This window comes from Thermanaerovibrio acidaminovorans DSM 6589, from assembly GCF_000024905.1.
GTDB lineage: Bacteria > Synergistota > Synergistia > Synergistales > Synergistaceae > Thermanaerovibrio > Thermanaerovibrio acidaminovorans.
The window spans coordinates 1,831,068-1,848,474 of the sequence record NC_013522.1 but is presented as its reverse complement, the minus strand read 5'-3'; the positions used below and the strand labels follow the sequence as shown (position 1 = coordinate 1,848,474).

17 protein-coding genes are annotated in these 17,407 nt (G+C 64.1%); 9 read left to right on the top strand and 8 right to left on the bottom strand.

Annotation, left to right across the window (positions count from 1 at the left end; genetic code table 11):
* Window positions 1-265 precede the first annotated feature (265 nt).
* From TACI_RS09125 to TACI_RS09105, 5 genes are all read left to right on the top strand, one after another.
* A complete protein-coding gene (locus tag TACI_RS09125) occupies window positions 266-1,258 on the top strand; it encodes a DHH family phosphoesterase (protein ID WP_012870488.1) in 993 nt (330 codons plus the stop codon).
* Window positions 1,258-2,367 carry an MGDG synthase family glycosyltransferase gene (locus tag TACI_RS09120; protein ID WP_012870487.1) on the top strand — a complete coding sequence of 370 codons (1,110 nt, stop codon included), beginning with the start codon at window positions 1,258-1,260 and terminating at the stop codon, window positions 2,365-2,367. Before TACI_RS09125 ends, TACI_RS09120 begins: the two co-directional genes overlap by 1 nt.
* Window positions 2,368-2,382: 15 nt before the next feature.
* Complete coding sequence (locus TACI_RS09115) at window positions 2,383-3,357, top strand: sensor domain-containing diguanylate cyclase (protein ID WP_242601112.1); 975 nt, start codon at window positions 2,383-2,385, stop codon at window positions 3,355-3,357.
* A 101-nt stretch (window positions 3,358-3,458) separates the two neighbouring features.
* Window positions 3,459-3,812 carry an encapsulin-associated ferritin-like protein gene (locus TACI_RS09110; RefSeq protein WP_012870485.1) on the top strand — a complete coding sequence of 118 codons (354 nt, stop codon included), beginning with the start codon at window positions 3,459-3,461 and terminating at the stop codon, window positions 3,810-3,812.
* 34 nt (window positions 3,813-3,846) lie between these two features.
* The gene (locus TACI_RS09105; protein WP_012870484.1) at window positions 3,847-4,641 is read left to right on the top strand and encodes a family 1 encapsulin nanocompartment shell protein; all 795 of its coding nucleotides are present in this window, start codon (window positions 3,847-3,849) and stop codon (window positions 4,639-4,641) included.
* An 82-nt stretch (window positions 4,642-4,723) separates the two neighbouring features.
* On the opposite strand, the gene TACI_RS09100 is transcribed toward TACI_RS09105, so the two are convergent.
* Entirely contained in the window at window positions 4,724-5,932 is a 1,209-nt protein-coding gene (locus tag TACI_RS09100; protein ID WP_012870483.1) for an iron-containing alcohol dehydrogenase, read from the bottom strand.
* 264 nt (window positions 5,933-6,196) lie between these two features.
* Window positions 6,197-6,928, bottom strand: coding sequence for a hypothetical protein (locus TACI_RS09095; protein ID WP_012870482.1), 732 nt, complete (start codon window positions 6,926-6,928; stop codon window positions 6,197-6,199).
* Window positions 6,929-7,210: 282 nt separating this feature from the next.
* On the opposite strand from TACI_RS09095, the gene TACI_RS09090 reads away from it, so the two are divergent.
* The 4 genes from TACI_RS09090 to nadC all read left to right on the top strand — a co-directional run bounded on the left by TACI_RS09090 (window position 7,211) and on the right by nadC (window position 11,862).
* The gene (locus tag TACI_RS09090) at window positions 7,211-8,323 is read left to right on the top strand and encodes a glycoside hydrolase family 5 protein (RefSeq protein WP_164925262.1); all 1,113 of its coding nucleotides are present in this window, start codon (window positions 7,211-7,213) and stop codon (window positions 8,321-8,323) included.
* Between the two features lie 108 nt (window positions 8,324-8,431).
* Entirely contained in the window at window positions 8,432-9,499 is a 1,068-nt protein-coding gene (nadA, locus tag TACI_RS09085; protein ID WP_341271037.1) for a quinolinate synthase NadA, read from the top strand.
* Window positions 9,500-11,008, top strand: a complete 1,509-nt coding sequence (gene nadB, locus TACI_RS09080) for an L-aspartate oxidase (RefSeq protein WP_012870479.1) — start codon at window positions 9,500-9,502, stop codon at window positions 11,006-11,008.
* 5 nt (window positions 11,009-11,013) lie between these two features.
* The gene (nadC, locus tag TACI_RS09075) at window positions 11,014-11,862 is read left to right on the top strand and encodes a carboxylating nicotinate-nucleotide diphosphorylase (RefSeq protein ID WP_012870478.1); all 849 of its coding nucleotides are present in this window, start codon (window positions 11,014-11,016) and stop codon (window positions 11,860-11,862) included.
* A 229-nt stretch (window positions 11,863-12,091) separates the two neighbouring features.
* Here the strand turns inward: nadC and TACI_RS09065 are convergent, their stop codons facing one another.
* The 6 genes from TACI_RS09065 to TACI_RS09040 all read right to left on the bottom strand — a co-directional run bounded on the left by TACI_RS09065 (window position 12,092) and on the right by TACI_RS09040 (window position 17,361).
* The gene (locus TACI_RS09065) at window positions 12,092-12,613 is read right to left on the bottom strand and encodes a chromate transporter (RefSeq protein ID WP_012870476.1); all 522 of its coding nucleotides are present in this window, start codon (window positions 12,611-12,613) and stop codon (window positions 12,092-12,094) included.
* On the bottom strand, window positions 12,604-13,131 hold the full coding sequence (locus tag TACI_RS09060; protein WP_012870475.1) for a chromate transporter: 528 nt from the start codon (window positions 13,129-13,131) through the stop codon (window positions 12,604-12,606). The genes TACI_RS09065 and TACI_RS09060 overlap by 10 nt, the downstream gene beginning before the upstream one ends.
* Window positions 13,128-14,429, bottom strand: a complete 1,302-nt coding sequence (locus TACI_RS09055; RefSeq protein ID WP_012870474.1) for a sensor histidine kinase — start codon at window positions 14,427-14,429, stop codon at window positions 13,128-13,130. The genes TACI_RS09060 and TACI_RS09055 overlap by 4 nt, the downstream gene beginning before the upstream one ends.
* A gap of 164 nt (window positions 14,430-14,593) precedes the next feature.
* Entirely contained in the window at window positions 14,594-16,192 is a 1,599-nt protein-coding gene (hcp, locus tag TACI_RS09050) for a hydroxylamine reductase (RefSeq protein WP_012870473.1), read from the bottom strand.
* Window positions 16,193-16,214: 22 nt separating this feature from the next.
* Complete coding sequence (locus TACI_RS09045; protein WP_012870472.1) at window positions 16,215-16,943, bottom strand: ATP-binding protein; 729 nt, start codon at window positions 16,941-16,943, stop codon at window positions 16,215-16,217.
* Window positions 16,933-17,361, bottom strand: coding sequence for an RrF2 family transcriptional regulator (locus tag TACI_RS09040; protein WP_012870471.1), 429 nt, complete (start codon window positions 17,359-17,361; stop codon window positions 16,933-16,935). The genes TACI_RS09045 and TACI_RS09040 overlap by 11 nt, the downstream gene beginning before the upstream one ends.
* Window positions 17,362-17,407: the final 46 nt, after the last annotated feature.

The following is a 17,407-nucleotide window of genomic DNA, read 5'->3' as shown; positions in this document are numbered from 1 at the left end:
TCCACAGGAGTTTTCCACATATCCACATGATGTGGTTGTATTTGTGGATTTCCTCCCGGCTTGCAATCGGTGGATTCGTGTGGATCATGTGGATTTAGACAATTTGACGTTGATGGACCAACCTTGATCCGGTGGACAGGAGGCGATTGTGGAAAGTTATCCACCTTGGTGGATAACTTTGGTGGACAAAACGCCCCACCCCCATGGGATATAATCCGGTAGAGGTTTCAACGGGAGCTTAGAGCGTAAGGAAGGGGGAGGCTCGATGAGTGGGCTTCTGCACATAATAAGCCACACGGACCTGGACGGGATAACCGCCGCGGCGGTGGCGTGGCACGCCAACAGGACCAGCCGGTGGCCAATAAAGGTCACCCTCTGCGGCTACGGGGACGTGGACTCCCTGGTCTCCTACGGGATCGACAAGGGGGAGGACCTGATGGTGCTGGACCTCTCGTGCCAGAGGCAGGACACGGTGGACAAGCTGGACAGGGACAGCGAGGGGGTACAGCTGGAGAGGCCCATCTTCTTCGACCACCACGCCAGCACCAAGGAGAAGTACGGGAACAGGACCTGGATAAGGGTGGATACCTCCATGTGCGCCGCCAAGGTCTACTACCGGTACCTGAAGGAGACCGGTCAGGACGGGCCGGTATCTCACATGGAGGAGCTGGTGGAGATCGCCAACGACCGGGACCTTTGGCTGGGCCAGCGGGAGGAGTCCAGGCTATGGCAGGCGCTAATCACCATCATGTCCCCCCACGGGGCCCTGATGCGGCTCTCCTCCAACCCATCCCACGTGATGGACCGGATGGAGCTGGACGCCGCCCGGGACTTCATCGCCCGGCAGGACGAGCGGTTCAGGATGGCCCTGGAGTCGCTGGACCGGAGGGGGGACCTGGCCCTGCTGGACGATGGGATCCTTGAGTTCGGGGACGTGTCCGACTTCTGCGGGCTGGTGCTGGACCGGATGGACAACCCGCCGGAGGTGGTGGCGGTGCTGGCCAGGCGCTACGCCGGGGACTGGGCGGTGTCGCTCCGGAGCCGCTCCGGCCTGTCGGGCCGGATAGTGTCGCTCCTCAAGGACGGGCGCCGGATCCGGGGGGGCGGGCACGACGACGCGGCGGCGGTCTACTTCCCCGCCAACTTCACCCGGGAGCAGATCTTCTCCTCCATCTCCACCGCCATGATGAGCCACCGGGAGAGCTCCCAGGAGGTGGGGTTCACCCTGGGGGACCTGTTCAGGGGGAAGTTGGGCTGATGGGCCGAATCGCGGTGCTCTACTCCAGCGTGGGCACCGGGCACAAGACCGCCGCCCTGGCCCTCTCCCGGTGGATCCAGCTGGAGAGCCCTCAATGGGAGGTCCAGTGCCTGGACGTGCTGTCCTTCGGATCCCCCTTCGTGAAGGCCTTCATCGCCAACTCCTACCTGGAGATGGTGAAGCGGGCCCCAAGGCTCTGGGGATACTTCTACAACGCCATGGACGACCCCAAGGCCCGGGACGGGGTGCTAAACTCCATAAACGAGCTGACCGCCAGGATAAACCTGCGTAGGCTAATCAAGCGCCTTAGGTCCTTCGGACCGGACGTGATTGTCTTCACCCACTTCTTCGGCGCCGGGGCGGTGGCGGAGGAGTTCCTGGGGAGCGTGCCGGTCTACTACGTTAACACCGACTTCCTGAGCCACGTGTTCCACCGGAACCCCCTATTCAGGGGCTGGTTCGTGGCAAGCCATGAGGCGGTGCTCCAGTACCGGGAGGACGGGTTGACCCAGCGGGTGTACCTGACCGGAATTCCCGTGAGCCCCTCCTTCCTCCAGCGGATCCCGGCGGACCAGGCCCGGAGGTCCCTGGGGCTCCAGGAGGACAGGACCACCGTGCTGGTAATGAGCGGCGGGATAGGGGTCGGCCCCCTGGACGATGCGGTGTCCGCCCTGGCCAGGCGGGACCGCTGGCAGGTGCTGGTGGTGTGCGGAAACAACAGGAAGAGGCAACTGGAGATCCAGCGCCGGTTCGCCGATAAAAGCAACGTCAGGGTCTTCGGCTACGTGGATCCCATAAACTCCCTCTACGAGGCCTGCGACGCGGTGGTGATGAAGCCCGGGGGACTCAGCTCCTCCGAGGTCCTCTGCCTGGAGAAGCCAATGCTGATAATAGACCCGATCCCCGGACAGGAGCAGAGGAACAGCGACTACCTGCTGGAGAACGGGGCCGCCAAGGCGGTCTTCCACGTGAAGGCCACGGACCACAAGGTGGAGGAGATCCTTGAGGACCCGTCCAAGCTAAGATCCATGGTGGAGGCCTGCCGGCGGCTCAAGAGGCCCTACGCGGGCCGGGACGTGGCCAGGATATTGACCCGGGGAGGCAATTAACTTATCTTTTTTTATGTGGTAATATCTCCGTGGGGGGGCGGTGTCATAGAGGCTTCTTTGGGGGACCTGGGTGATCCCCGGGGGGTGATGGACGTGGAGAGCGTCGAGTCCTTCATGTGTGATTTCTTCACCAGGCAGGAGGTCTACCGGATCTTCTTCAAGGAGTCCCTGGTGGGGGCGGTGTTCTGTTCCCCCCGGGGATTGATCCTGGATGCCAACACGTCCATGTGCGGCATGCTGGGGCAGTTCAGGCACACGGTGGTGGGACGTCCCATAGGGGACTTCCTCCGGAAGGGGTCCAGGAACCGCATAGTGGGGCCCCTTAAGAGGCTAATGAGCGGCAGGAGCAGGAACGAGCGGGTGGACTGCCAGCTGGTCAAGGCCTGCGGTTCCCTGTTGGAGGCCCGGGTCTTCATATCAAAGGTTGAGGACCGGGACGGGATGATCCGGGGGTACCTGCTGCAGGTGATAGACATCACCGACTCCAAGGAGCGGGAGCGGGCCATAAAGGCCATGGCCATGAAGGACCCCCTTACGGAGCTGCCCAACCGGGCGGCGTGCTTCGAGGAGATAGAGCTGGCCATAATGGAGTCCTCCGGGGGGGAGGACCGGTTCTTCGCCCTCATCTTCATAGACCTGGACGGCTTCAAGGAGATAAACGACACCCTGGGGCACCTGATGGGGGACGAGGCCCTCAAGGAGGTGGCCAGGAGGCTCAAGTCCTGCGTCAGGGCCTCCGACACGGTCTCCCGCATAGGGGGGGACGAGTTCGTGATGATAATAAAGGGGCTCCCCTGCGAGGAGGCGGCCTTCTCGGTGGTGGCCAAGGTGGCCTCCCAGTTCGACTCGCCGGTGGTCCTGAGCGGCGTCAACGTCCGGCTCGGCGCCAGCCTGGGGGTGGCCATATACCCCCGAGACGGCAGGGACTCCCTGTCCCTGATGCAGCGGGCCGACGAGGCCATGTACCTCCACAAGGCCTCCAAGGACTAATCTAAAACTCTTCGATCTACTTGCCTTTTTCTCACCCAGCCGGGGCCCTCATGTTGTACAATACCCCTTAAGGAACCATAAATACGATGGGGGGTATGAACATGGGATACTTTGAGCCCGCCGGTGAGCTGAGTCAGAGCGACCGGGACATCTCCAGGGCGCTGGCCAGCCTCCGGGAGGAGGTGGAGGCCATCGACTACTACCACCAGAGGGCAGCCTTGGCCTCCGATCCGGAGCTTAGGGACCTGGTGCTGCACAACCGGGACGAGGAGATCGAGCACGCGGTCATGTGCATCGAGTGGCTCCGGCGCAGGATCCCCGCCTTCGATGAGGCGCTGAGGACCTACCTGTTCACCACCGTTCCGGTTACCCAGGTGGAGGAGGAGGCCGCCGGCGGATCCGCATCTTCCCCGTCCCCGGTGGCGACCTCCCTTGGCATAGGCAAGATAGTCTGATAGCCCCTAGCGGGTCGGAAGGGAGGCAGTTTTCATGGACGTTCTCAAGAGAGGCTTTGCTCCCATATCCCAGGAGGCCTGGGGTGTCCTGGATCAGCAGGCCCGGGTGATACTCAGGGAAAACCTCAGCGCCCGGCGGTTCGTGGACGTGGAGGGCCCCAAGGGGTGGGACTTCCCGGGCTTCGGCACCGGCAGGCTGGTTTTGCCCGAGGGGCAGCAGAAGGGGGCCGTCCGGTTCGGCGTCCGCCAGTTCCAGCCCATGATTGAGACCCGGGTCTCCTTCGAGATTAGCATCTGGGATCTGGATGACATTTCCCGGGGAGCGGTGGACGTGGATCTATCCAGCCTTGAGGATGCGGCCCGGAAGATGGCGGAGTTTGAGGAGCGGGCCATCTACCACGGCCTGGACGAGGGCTGCATCGAGGGGATCGTCAAGAGTGCAGGCTACACCGCGGAGCTCAGCGTCTCCAAGAGCAAGGACATGATCATGGGCATAGCCAAGGGGGTCCGCACCATGGGGGCCTCGGTGGAGGGGCCATTCGCTCTGGTAGGGGGGGACAAGCTCTTCGCCGCCATAGACGGCTTCTCGGAGCCATACCCCATGAGGAAGAACCTGGCGGAGCTGGTGGACAAGGTCATCTACGCCCCTGCGCTGGACGGGGCCCTTCTGGTCTCCCTGGCGGGGGGACACCTGCAGCTCACCCTGGGACAGGACATGTCCCTGGGCTACGAGGCCCACGACTCCACCACGGTGCGTCTCTTCTTCACCGAGACGTTCGCCTTCCGAATCCTGGAGCCCCGGGCGGTGATGAGCCTCAAGCTCAAGTAGCCCCGGCGGATGGACCGGTAAGACCTGGGGGGAGGGGGCATAGCCCCCTCCCCCCTTTTCTCACTTTCCCAAGGCTCCTGGATCACCTGGGAAGGGGCTTTAGTGAAGTGCGGTATATGTCCTCGATCACCTGGTCGGTGGCCTCCACCGGCGAGAGGGCCAGTAGCGTGTCCAGCGACGGGGTCTCCTTGGCCAGGTTCACCAGCTTTCGGATGTGCTCCTCCCCGAACCCCTCCTGGGAGAGCTTCGACGTGACCCCCACGGAGAAGAGCCAGTCCTCCAGGGCCCTGGCGGCCTCCATGGCCTCCGATGGATCCCCCTTGAGGCCCGGGGCTATGGGGGAGAGCACCTCCGCCAGGGCGTGGGGCTTGGCGGGGTAGACGTTCTTCACCACTGCGGGGACGATCATGGCTAGCCCCAGCCCGTGGGCCAGGTCGGGCCTCACCCCCGACAGGGGGTGCTCCAGCGCGTGGGTCAAGTGCAGGAGGCCGTTGTCGAAGGCCACCCCGGCGATCATGGAGGCGTACAGGAGATAATATCGGGCCTCCAGGTCCGTGGGATCTTTTAGGGCCCTGGGCAGGTGCTCCGCCACAAGACGGACGGTCTCCCTGGCCAGGAGAAGCGAGTATGGGCTGGCCGCCACGGTGGTGGAGGCCTCGATCACGTGGTTCACCGCGTCGATGGACACGAACCTGGTCTGATCCGCCGGCAGGGAGGTCATCAGCGCCGGGTCGTCGATGGCGAACATGGGGTAGATGCAGTCGTAGGCGATGGCGGGCTTGTACTCCCTCTCGGGGATGCTGACCACCGCGAACCGGTCCACCTCGGTGCCGGTGCCGTGGGTCAGGTTTATGGCCACCAGGGGAGACGCCTTCTCGGGGACGAACTTGAGCTGGTACAGGTCCCTGGCGTCCCAGCCCGGGTTCTCCATAAGGATTGCGGCGCTCTTGGCGGCGTCTATGGGGCTGCCACCCCCTATGGCAACCACCGCGGTGGCCTTGGCCTCCCTGGCAAGGGCCACCGCCTCGTCCACCGAATCAACCGTGGGGTTGGGGGTTATCCGGTCGTAGTGGACGTAGGACACCGAGTGCCTCTCGAAGGCCTTCTGCACCTTGTCCCAGCAGGTCCTGTAGGAGGACCTGCCGGAGACCACCAGCACGGTCCGGTGTCCCAGGGCGGACAGCCTCTCCATTATGGGATCGATCTTGTCGATGGCCCCCACCCCCAGGTAGCAGGTGGTCTTGGTGCGGATCTCCTTCACTTGGTATATCGAGTTGTCCTTCTCCCACATTTGGCTGCGCCTCCTCCATCGGGAGCCACTGGGGCCCCGGATATATAGTTATATTTTTCACCCTCTCTACGGTCCATAGTCTATTTAATTTCTCGATGATGTCAACAGCGGGTATCAGATGTGCCACTTGAGATCCTCGGTTCTTTACCGGGCTTCAGCGTCGGGGACGGAGATCCCTCCAGGTTGAATCGACGGGGGCCACGGACCTGACAAAAATCAGGGGGCCCGCCAGTTCCATGGACGGGCCCCCCTATCGCTCGTGTCCTAGTTTCCGCCCTTGCCAGATCCCTTGCCAGAGCCATTGCCGGAACCATGGCCGCTGCCGGTTTCGGATGGCACGTTTGACCTGGGGCTCCCTGGTGTCCCAGCGCCAATGGCATGTCCCTTGGAGTTCCCATCGATGGCCTCCGTCATGGCCTGAACGTCCATCCTGTTCTTCGCCATGGTCCTTACCTGCTGGCCTATCCCCTCTCCCGCATCCCGGGGTATCTCCTGACGAAGCCTCTCCCTAACGTGTTGCATCACCTGGGCCACCTGGCGCACGGAGTAACCGGATTGGATCAGCGCCCTTATTGTCTCTGAGGCGGACTGGAGGGACATTCCAGCCCTCGTGGCCCCCATCATGGAGGTCATCAGCGGCGTGGCACCCTCCTCACCGTAGGCGTTCAACCCCTCCGCCAGGACGGTGCCGATCGCCACCCCGCATAGCTCCGCCCGAGACCGGACCTGTTCCGCTTCTGCCGAGGGGCCAGTGCCCACGGGGGTTAAATTTCCCGCCTGGAGCTCCGCATCCAGGATCATCCCCGATAGGATCGCCTGATTCAGCGCCAACCGTTCTGCAACTCTGGCCTCCACCCTGGATTGGAGCATGGTCTGGATCATGGACTTCAACATCAACCCATGGGGTTCCTCCTGCGTTCCCCCGGCGGCGGAGATCCAAAGGCCAAGGCATACCGAAAGCCCAAGCGCTGCCCGGGTCAACTTCGCGAACCTCATTTGACATCCCTCCCTCAGAATCTCTTTTTCACGAAGATGTGGAATTATTCTAATATTCTATCGCATTTTAAATGCAAGATCAAGTTTCATATCCATCCGATCCCACCTTGGCCGATGGACAAGGTTATTTAGACATTTTTATCTATGTATGATAAAATACGCCCCCGTCTGCGAAACAAGTAGGGATGGGGGAGATGTGGTTGAGGCGAGCTGTAAGTTTCATTTGCATGGTTGGTCTCGGGATCCTTTTTTGAGTTCCATGTGGCTCTTGGGGCTGACAAGATGTCCTTTTGGGACGTGCAGCGGAAGGGGACCAACTGTTTCAATCAGGAGCCGTCGGAGGCGTGGTTCGACGCCGCAAAGTCCCTGGGAGTCCAGTGGGTCCGGCTGGCGTTCGACAAGTGGGATGGCAAGGAACGCGACTTTCTCATGGGGGATGCGGATCACTACCGGGGGTTGGTGAAGGAGGACCTGGCCAAGCTTAAGATGGTCCTGGGCTGGGCGGCGGCAAGGGATATCAAGGTTGTCATAACCCCCCTGGGCCTTCCGGGCAATCGGTGGGTGCAGCTCAACGGTGGCAAGCGGGATCTTAGGCTCTGGAGAGATAGAGCCTACTGGGAGCAGGCGGCGGCCTTCTGGAGGGACCTGGCATTTGCCCTCCGAGGGCATCCGGCGGTGATAGGCTACAACATCCTGAACGAGCCCACCCCGGAGATGGGGACGGGGCTATCGGAGTACGCGGATGCGGATGCCTACGCGGAATGGTACCGGAAAAACCGGGGCACCCCAAGGGACATAGTGGCCTTCTACCAGACGATAATAGCCCGGATCCGAAGCGTGGACCGGGAGACCCCCATAATGCTGGACAGCGGATGGTTCGCCAAGCCCAACGCCTTCACCTTCTGGCCCAGGTTGAAGGACGATCGGATCCTCTACTCGGTTCACATGTATGAGCCCTTCACCTTCACTAGCCACCTAAACTTCTCGGAGCACAAGGGCTACGCTTACCCAGGCAGGGTGCCGTTCAACGGAAGAACGGAGATCTGGGATAGGGACAGGATAAGGACCTTCTTGACCCCCTTCCTCCGGTGGGCAAAGGATCGCGGGATCCCATCAAACCGACTGGTGGTGGCCGAGTTCGGATGCTATCGCAGGAACAAGGGGGCCGGGGCTTACCTTGGGGACGTCATCCAGGTCCTCAACGAGAACTCCCTTCACTGGGCCTTCTACTCCTTCCGGGAGGACGGATGGGATGGCATGGACTATGAGCTGGGATCCGGCGGGCTCGGGGAAGCCTACTGGAAGGCCAAGGGGGCGGGACTCAACCCCCCACTTCCGAGGAGGAACAACCCCCTCTTCGAGGTGATCCGCCATCAGTTCCAGCCGGACATCTGAACCCGATGCATCGTTGGGCCCCGGTTTCGTAGTCGGGGCCCAATTTCATTTTCACCATCAGACGAAGACGAAGACCTTGAAATCCTCGAGGGGCCACCAACGGCCCCCATGGGCAAAACCGAGGGCGAATTGATCTCCCCTCATCAGGCGATAAATAGGACCGGTAAATGTGCTATTATGTGGAAAAAAAGTAGGGCTTTTTCGTCTTTGCAACATAAATCACAAATATCCCGGCCCAAGCGGGAGAAAAGGAGATCGGAGCAGATGGACATCAACCACCTGAAGGAGAGGATCCTGAGCCTCAAGGAGGCCAAGGGGGCGGTGATCCTGGCTCACAACTACCAGCCCCCGGAGGTGCAGGACCTGGCGGACCTGGTGGGGGACTCTTTCCAGCTGAGCCGCGCCGCCTCCCGGATGGAGGCGGAGACCATAGTCTTCTGCGGCGTCAGGTTCATGGCGGAGAGCGCCAAGATCCTCTCTCCCCAGAAGAAGGTGCTCCTCCCCGCCCCGGACGCGGGGTGCCCCATGGCGGACATGGTGACCCCCGAGGACCTGCGGGAGATGAAGCGCAAGCACCCGGGCGCACCGGTGGTCTGCTACGTGAACACCTCCGCGGAGGCCAAGGGGGAGTGCGACATATGTTGCACCTCCTCCAACGCCCCCAAGGTGGTCCGCTCTCTGGGAGCTAAGGAGGTCATCTTCGCCCCGGACAGGAACCTGGCCCGGTACGTCCAGTCCCAGGTGCCGGAGGTGCGGATCATCCCATGGGAGGGCTTCTGCCCCACCCACCAGAGGATGACCCCCCAGCAGGCCGCCCAGGCCCTGCGGGAGCACCCCTCTGCCCTCTTCATGGCCCACCCGGAGTGTCCCAAGGAGGTGCTGGAGATGGCCCACTTCGTGGGAAGCACCTCCCAGATGCTCGACTTCGCCGAGTCCTCTGACGCGGCGGAGTTCATCGTGGGCACCGAGGAGGGGATGTTGCATGGGCTCAGGAAGCGCTGCCCCCGCAAGACCTTCCACACCCTCTCCCCCGCCCCCCTCTGCCCCAACATGAAGAAGACCACCCTGGAGCTGATCCTCAGGTCCCTGGAGGAGGAAGTGGAGGAGATACAGCTGGACCCCCAGGTGATCCATCGGGCCCAAGGGGCCCTGTCGAGGATGCTGGAGGTGATCTAGGTGCGGTATCTAACCCCCCCCGATCTGGAGGGAGCCCTGAACTTCCACGCGGTGATCCTGGGCTCTGGCATAGGGGGGCTCTTCTGCGCCCTCAACCTGCCCCGGGACATGAAGGTGGCGGTGGTCTCCACCGCGGTGCCCAAGGACACCAACAGCGGCCTGGCCCAAGGGGGCATCGCCATCTGCCAGGGCCCTGATGACCTGGAGTCCCACGTGGAGGACACCCTGAGGGCCGGATGCGGCCACAACGACCCGGAGGCGGTCCGAACCATGGTCATGGAGAGCCCCCAGGTGGCGGAGGACCTGATCCGCCTGGGGGTGAACTTCGATCGCCGCCCCGACGGATCCCTCAAGCTCACCCGGGAGGGGGGACACTCCAGGAACCGGATACTTCACGCCAAGGACTCCACCGGGGCGGAGATCGTCCGGGCCCTCTTCGCCGAGGCCCAGCGAAGGGACAACATCCACTTCATCATGGAAACCTTCGCGGTGGACGTGATCACCGACCTGGACGGCAACGCCGCCGGGGTCTCCCTACTCGGCCCGGGACCTTCCGCCATCCTGGCCCCCCACGTGGTGGTGGCCACCGGAGGCATCGGAAGGCTCTACGAGAGCACCACCAACATGCGCTACTCCTCCGGGGACGGGATCGCCATGGCAATGCGGGCCGGGGCGGACCTCATGGACATGGAGTTCGTCCAGTTCCACCCCACCGCCCTCCACTCCCCCTCCTCCTCCAGGAGCTTCCTCATATCCGAGGCGGTCCGGGGCGAGGGGGGGATACTGAGGAACCCAAAGGGGGAGCCCTTCATGGAGGGGGAGCACCCCCTGAAGGACCTGGCCCCCAGGGACGTGGTGGCCCGGGCGGTGGTCCGCCAGATGGCCCTCCACTCCTCCCCCTGCGTCTACTTGGACGTGACCCACCTGGACGGGGGGTTCCTCAAGTCCCGCTTCCCCGGCATCTACGCCCGGTGTCTGGAGGAGGGCATAGACATCACCTCCCAGTGGATCCCCGTGAGGCCCGTGGCCCACTACCTAATGGGAGGGGTCTTAACCGACCTGTGGGGCCGCACCTCCGTCCCGGGACTCTACGCCTGCGGCGAGGCCGCCAGGACCGGGGTACACGGGGCCAACCGGCTGGCCAGCAACTCCCTCCTGGAGGCGTTGGTGTTCGCCAAGCGGATAGCCCGCCGGATCCCGGAGGAACCGGCGGACCGAGGGCCCGTCCGGGTGCCAAGGGAGGACCGCTCCCCGTGTGGGGAGGACCTCCAGGGGGTCATGGACCGGATCCGGCGGATCATGACCCGGCACGCCTTCGTCATAAGGACCCGCCGGGGCCTTCAGGAGGCCCTGGACCAGGTGGAGGGGATCCTGCGGCACCTTGAGGGGCTGGAGCTACGCTCCACCGAGGCCTTCGAGGCGTTCAACATGGCCCAGGTGGCCCGGGCGGTGCTCTCCGCTGCCCTGTCCAGGCCCGGCTCCCTGGGTAGCCACTGGATAGAGGGGTGAGCTCCATGACCCACCACTGGCACCTGATAGACCCCATCATAGACCAGGCCCTCCGGGAGGACATGCCCTACGGGGACGTGAGCGCCGCCGCGGTGCTCCCCGAGCCGGCCCCAGCGGTGGCGCTGGTGACCGCCAAGGCCCCGGGGGTCGTGGCGGGGCTCCTGGTGGGGGCCAGGACGTTCCAGCGGCTGGACCCCGACGCACAGGTGGAGTTGCTGGCCCGGGACGGGGAGAGGGTCCTGCCCGGACGGGACGTGATGCGGATCCGGTGCGACGCCCGGGCGCTCCTCTCCGCCGAGAGGACCGCCCTCAACCTGATGCAACGGATGAGCGGCATAGCCACCGCCGTCAGGGAGTTCGTGGACGCCCTCCGGGGCTACGACACGGTTGTGGCGGACACCCGGAAGACCGCCCCGGGACTCAGGGTCCTGGACAAGCTGGCGGTCCTCATGGGGGGCGGCAGGAACCACCGGTTCGGCCTCTCCGACGGGGTGATGCTCAAGGACAACCACATAGCCCTGGCGGGTGGGGTGGCCCAGGCGGTGCACATGGCCCGCCAGAGGGTGTCCCACACCATGACCATCGAGGTGGAGGCCAAGACCCTGGAGCAGGTGGAGGAGGCGGTTAACGCCGGGGCGGACATAATCATGCTGGACAACATGCCCCCGGAGGTGATGGCCCGGGCGGTCCAGATCGCCCGGGGCAGGGCGATCATCGAGGCCTCGGGGAACATGACGGTCCAGCGGGCCCTGGAGGCCGCCCGGCTCGGGGTCCAGGTGGTATCCGTCGGATCCGTGACCCACTCCGCCAGGGCCCTGGACCTGAGCCTGAACGTGATCTCTCCCGGCTATTGATACCCCACTTTCGCTGTCCCGGGGGGCTCATATGCAGCAGGGCTCGAAGAACAGGTCCCCCTCCTGGAACCGGGAGAGCCGGAAGGTGGACACGTCGATGAAGGGCTCCCGCCCCTCCACCATCTCCGCCACTATGCGCCCCACCGAGGGGGCGAACTGAAGACCTTGTCCGCCGGCTAGATGGATCCTATACCCTGGTGGGCCCGGGGACAACCGCCCGGGTGGCGATTCACCGGAGCAGCAGGATGCCGAGCAGTCCGGATGCCAGGATCAGCACCGGCGGGTTGCGCCGAAGGGGGGGGAAGATCAGGAGGGACAGGAGGGACAGGGCGAAGAGCCCCGCCTGGATGGGGCCCGTGACGGAGGACCTGCCCATGTAGACCACCGCCAGGCCCATGAGGGCCGTTATGGGACCTCTCACCGCGGAGCGGAACCGCCGGTCCAGCCAGGGGTACCGGCGGAAGGCCCATCTCATGCCCCAAAGGGCCAAAAGGGGCATGGCTATGGAGGACAGGGTGCAGGCCACGGACCCCAGGAGGCCCCCCTTCTCGTACCCCACCAGGGTGGCGGCGTTCAGGATCAGCGGGCCCGGGGTTGTCTGCGACAGGCCCAGCACGGTGAGGAACTGCTGGGGATCCACCAGCCCCCGGGCGATCAGCTGGTGCCTTATGATGGGGACGGTGGATATGCCCCCACCGAAGGCCATGAGCCCCACCTTTAGGAAGGCGAGAACCGGCGAGATCAGTTCCATGGGATCAACACCGCCAGTCCTATGGATATCCCCAGGGACGCCCCGGGCCCCAACCCCATCAGGTGGAGGGCCAGGAACGCCCCAAGCCCCACCAGGCTCCTCCATCCCTTGAGGTTGTACCGGCCGGAGTCCGCCACCGCCAGGGACATTAGGGCGGTGCTGGCGCAGAGAACCCCGGATATGAACCCCCGGACCCAGGGGAGCTGGGAGTGGGAGAGAAGCCAACCCCCCAGCAACAGCACCGATAGGAACGGGGCGGTCAACACCCCCGCCACCGCCGCCACCGCCCCCATGGGCCCCATGGCCCTTAGGCCCGACAGGGCGGCGAAGTTGACCCCCACGGGACCGGGCACCGTGGAGGAAAGGTTGGTCATCTCCATGGCCTCCTCCCGGGTGATGAGCCCTTCGCTAACCAGCCTATCCCGGGCCATGGCCACCAGCACCATGCCGCCACCGAAGGTCATGGCGCTGAAGTTTAGAAACCAGAGGTATAGGGTTAGGGGCCCGGGGGACCTCAAGCGGGCACCTCCTGGTCCAGGCGGGACAGGATGGCGGTCAGGTCCCATTTGGTTAGGGGGAGCTGATACTGGACCTCCGGATCCGACGCCTCCCCAACGGTGACCCGCCGGGCGGGGGGCTGCTGGACCCGGTGGGTGGACCAGATGAGCAAGAGGTCCAGCTCGTCCCGGTACTGGTCCAGGTGCTCCGGGGAGGGGATCTCGTGGACCCCGTACCCCAGGGAGGACAGGTAGCTACCGTAGAGCTTCGCGTGCCTTCTGGGCAGCAACAGCCCTATGCGCTCCCCCCCGCGGCGTTCCACCTGGGGATCCTCCGGGGCGGGCCTCAGGCTCACCAGGGGAAACTGAAGGTGGAACGAACAGCCCTGCCCCGGGACGGCGGAGGCGTCGATCACGCCCCCCAGGTTCCGGACCAGATCCTTCACCGCCGACAGGCCTATCCCGTGCCCCGATGGGCTGGAGGTGCCGTGGTAGAGGATCCGCTTGATCTCCTGATCCTCCATGCCGGGGCCGTCGTCCCTTATCTGGATGGAGAGCCGCCGGGATGCGGTCTCCTCCACCCGGCAGAGGACCCTCACGGTGCCCCTGCCGGTCCTGCCGGACCTTATGGCCTGGGCGGCGTTGATGCAGAGGTTGAAGACTATCCTGCCCAGGTCCTCCGGAAGGCCGAATAGGATGGCCCCGTGGGCAAGGGGGTCTATCCGAACCCTCAGGGTAACCCCCTTGAGGGCGGCGGAGAGCATGTCGGTCATCTCCTCCAGCACCAGCGTGGGGGCGAAGTGTATGGCGTCCAGCAGGCTGGAGTTCCTCATCATCCGCATGATCCACTCGGTTATGCTCCGGGCCCGCTGGACCCCCCGCCTAATGCGCCGAAGGTCCCCCACCGGGTCCTTCCCGGACGAGAGCCGGTGCTCCGCCAGATCCAGCGAGTGGGTCATGATGGTGAACAGGTTGTTCAGGTCGTAGGCCCAGCCGGTGACCGCCGCCTCCAGGGAGGTGCAGTGGGGGGTCCCCTTCTCCCCCTGGGGGGGGATCATGTGGCCGGTGACCATCACCACCCCCTTGGCGGTGGGCTTGAACCGGAACCGGACCGACGGCAGGGTCCTGCCCCGGCTGAACGTCCTCTGGATGGGCTTGTGCCGGTCGTGACACTCCCGGATGGCCTCCAGCCAAACCTGATCCTCCACCCCCAGGTGCCCCAGGAAGTCCCCCCGGGAGGACAGCCCTTCGGGGTCGAAGATCACCCGCTGGATGGATCCGTCCCTATCAACCGCCAGCTCCAGAAAAGAGGTCTCCAAAAGTTTTTTCTCCCAACCGTAATAGTTTTATAACCGTATCTCCGCAAGCGTCATTGTATCATTAACTATATTAAATAGAAAGTGGGGCCCTGCGTTTTCATGACAAAAAATGCGGGGGGTTGGGACTGAAGTCCCAACCCCCCGGGTTCGTGGGGCGCCTCGTCTTACGCCCCCAGGATCTCCCTCAGGTCCTCCTGGGCGGAGGGTCCTATGGGCCTTATGTGGAAGCTATCCTGCAGCACCTTGAGGGCCTCGGGGGAGATGAAGGCGGGGAGCGACGGCCCAAGGCGGATGTTCTTGATCCCCAGGTGCAGAAGGGTGAGCAGGATGCAAACCGCCTTCTGCTCGTACCAGGAGAGGATCAGCGACAGGGGCAGGGAGTTCACGTCCGTGTCGAACGCCTTGGCCAGCTCCACCGCCACCCGGATGGCGGAGTAGGCGTCGTTGCACTGCCCCATGTCCAGTAGCCTGGGGATTCCCTCTATGTCCCCGAACTCCAGCTTGTTGAACCGGTACTTTCCGCAGGCCAGGGTCAGGATCACCGTGTCCTTGGGCGCCAGGGTGGCGAAGTCGGTGTAGTAGTTCCTGCCGCTCTTGGCCCCGTCGCAGCCGCCGATGAGGAAGAAGTGGCGGATCTTGCCCTCCTTCACCAGCTGGATCACCTTGGGCGCCGCCGCCAGGGTGGCGTTGTGCCCGAAGCCCACCAGGATCTCCTTGTCCTCCCCGTCCTCCTGGAAGCCCGGGGCCTCCAGGGCCGCCTGGATCACCGGGGAGAAGTCCGACCGGTCCACGTGCCTGACCCCAGGCCAGGCCACCAGGCCGGTGGTGAAGATCCGCCCCTTGTAGCTGTCCAGGGGCCGCTGGATGCAGTTGGTGGTCATGAGGATGGCCCCCGGGAACCGGTCGAACTCCTTCTGCTGGTCCTGCCAGGCGCCCCCGTAGTTGCCCACCAGGTGTCCGAAGGCCTTGAGCTTCGGGTACCCGTGGCAGGGGAGCATCTCCCCGTGGGTGTATACGTTTATGCCCTTGCCCTCGGTCTGCTTGAGCAGCTCGTAGAGGTCCTTCAGGTCGTGGCCGGATACCAGTATGGCCTTCCCCTTCACGGGGGTCACCCTCACCCTGGTGGGCACCGGGTCCCCGTAGGTGCCCGTGTTGCCCCGGTCCAGCATCTCCATGACCTTCAGGTTAACCTTTCCGACCTCCAGGGCCAGGGAGAGCATCCCATCCACCGTGATGTCCTCCCGGGAGACCTGATGCAGCGCCCGATGGAAGAAGGCGAACACCTCCGGATCCTCCTGACCCAGGATGTGGGCGTGATCCGCGTAGGCGGCGGTCCCCTTGAGGCCGTAGATCACCAGCCACTTGAGCCCCCCCAGGGTCTCCCCGTACCGGTCCATGTCCGCCTTAGGGCCCACCTGAGATCCCTTGGCCGCCAGGGCCTCCTGGTCCATGGCCTCCTCCTCCAGCCACTGGTCCATCATCTGACCCCCAGCCAGGTCCCGGCGGACCTGGAAGGCCCGGCGGATCACCGACTCCACCCGGTCCGGGTCGAAGTTCACGTTGGTGACGGTGGTGAAGAGCCCCTCCAGGACCAGCAGGTCCGCCTCCCGGCTGGACCCCTTGGTGTGGGCCAGGGACCCCACATCACACAGCACCTTCACCAGCAGGTCCTGAAGGTCCGACGTCTTCGGGTCCTTGCCGCACACCCCCATTACGGAGCAACCCCTGCCCCCCGCGGTCTGCTCGCACTGGTAACAGAACATCTCCTATCCCCTCCTTCTCCCGTTATCCGCCGAAGCGGTACTCCACCGTCTTGCGGCTCAGGATCTCTCCCTCTACTCCCACCACCACGATCTCCATCTCCAAATCCCTCCGGGCCAGCTCTGCCGCCTCTTTGGCCATCCGGGCCAGCCCAGAGCAACACGGCACCTCCATGATGGCCACCCGGATGTCCTTGACTCCCCCACGGATGATCTCCACCAACTTATCCCTGTAGGAGGTGGTGTCGTCCAGCTTGGGACAGGCGATCAGACAGACCCGGTCCTCCAAAAGGTCCTCCTGAAAGGTCCTCAGTGCCACCGCAGAACAGTCAGACGCCAGCAGGACCTTGGCATCCCTGAGGTAAGGGGCGTTCGATGGAACTAACCGGAGCTGAACCGGCCAGTTCCTCAGCATGCTCCCCCTATCCCGATCGATCTCCCGCTTCGGTTCTGGACGCGGCTCCCCAATGGACCTGGCCATGCTGCCCGGACATCCACAGGGCAGGGTCCCCATCTTGGCCTTCCTCTCATCCACCGCCCGCTGGTCGTACGGAAGCGCCTCCCTCTCCTCGAAGCTTATGGCCCCCCGGGGGCACTCCCCTATACAGTCCCCAAGCCCGTCGCAGTAGGAGTCGCTCACCAGCTCCGCCTTGCCGTCCACAAGCTGGATGGCCCCCTCGTGACATGCGCTGACGCATAGTCCGCATCCGTCGCACTTGTCCCGGTCTATCTTGATCACCCTTCTAATCGACAAACTGCCTCTCCCCCTTCCAGAAATCACCCAGGGTGGTCCTGGCCAGGAAGTCCAGCACCTGGTCCTCCACCCGACCCATGAGGCCCCCGAAGAGACACCTTCCGCCGAAGGGACACAGGCCCTTCCCCAGCGGGCAGCCCCCCTTGGAGCTCTTCCCCTCCATGGCCTCGTACACGTCCAACAGCTTCAAACGGCTCGGATCCGCCGCCAGCTCCACCCCGCCCCCGGGTCCGCTCTTGCTCCTCAGTATCCCCGCCCGGGTCAGGTGCTGCACCACCTTGGACAGGTGCGCCTCCGACGCCCCTATCCGGGACGCCAGCTCCCCGGATGTCATCCTTCCCGCCCCCGGGGCGGACAGCAGGAGGCACGCGTGGAGAGCTATGGACGTGGCCTCCGAAAACCTGATCACGTTGCCCATTCGGCCACCCCTACTCAGATATTATGGAATTAGAATACCTGAATAT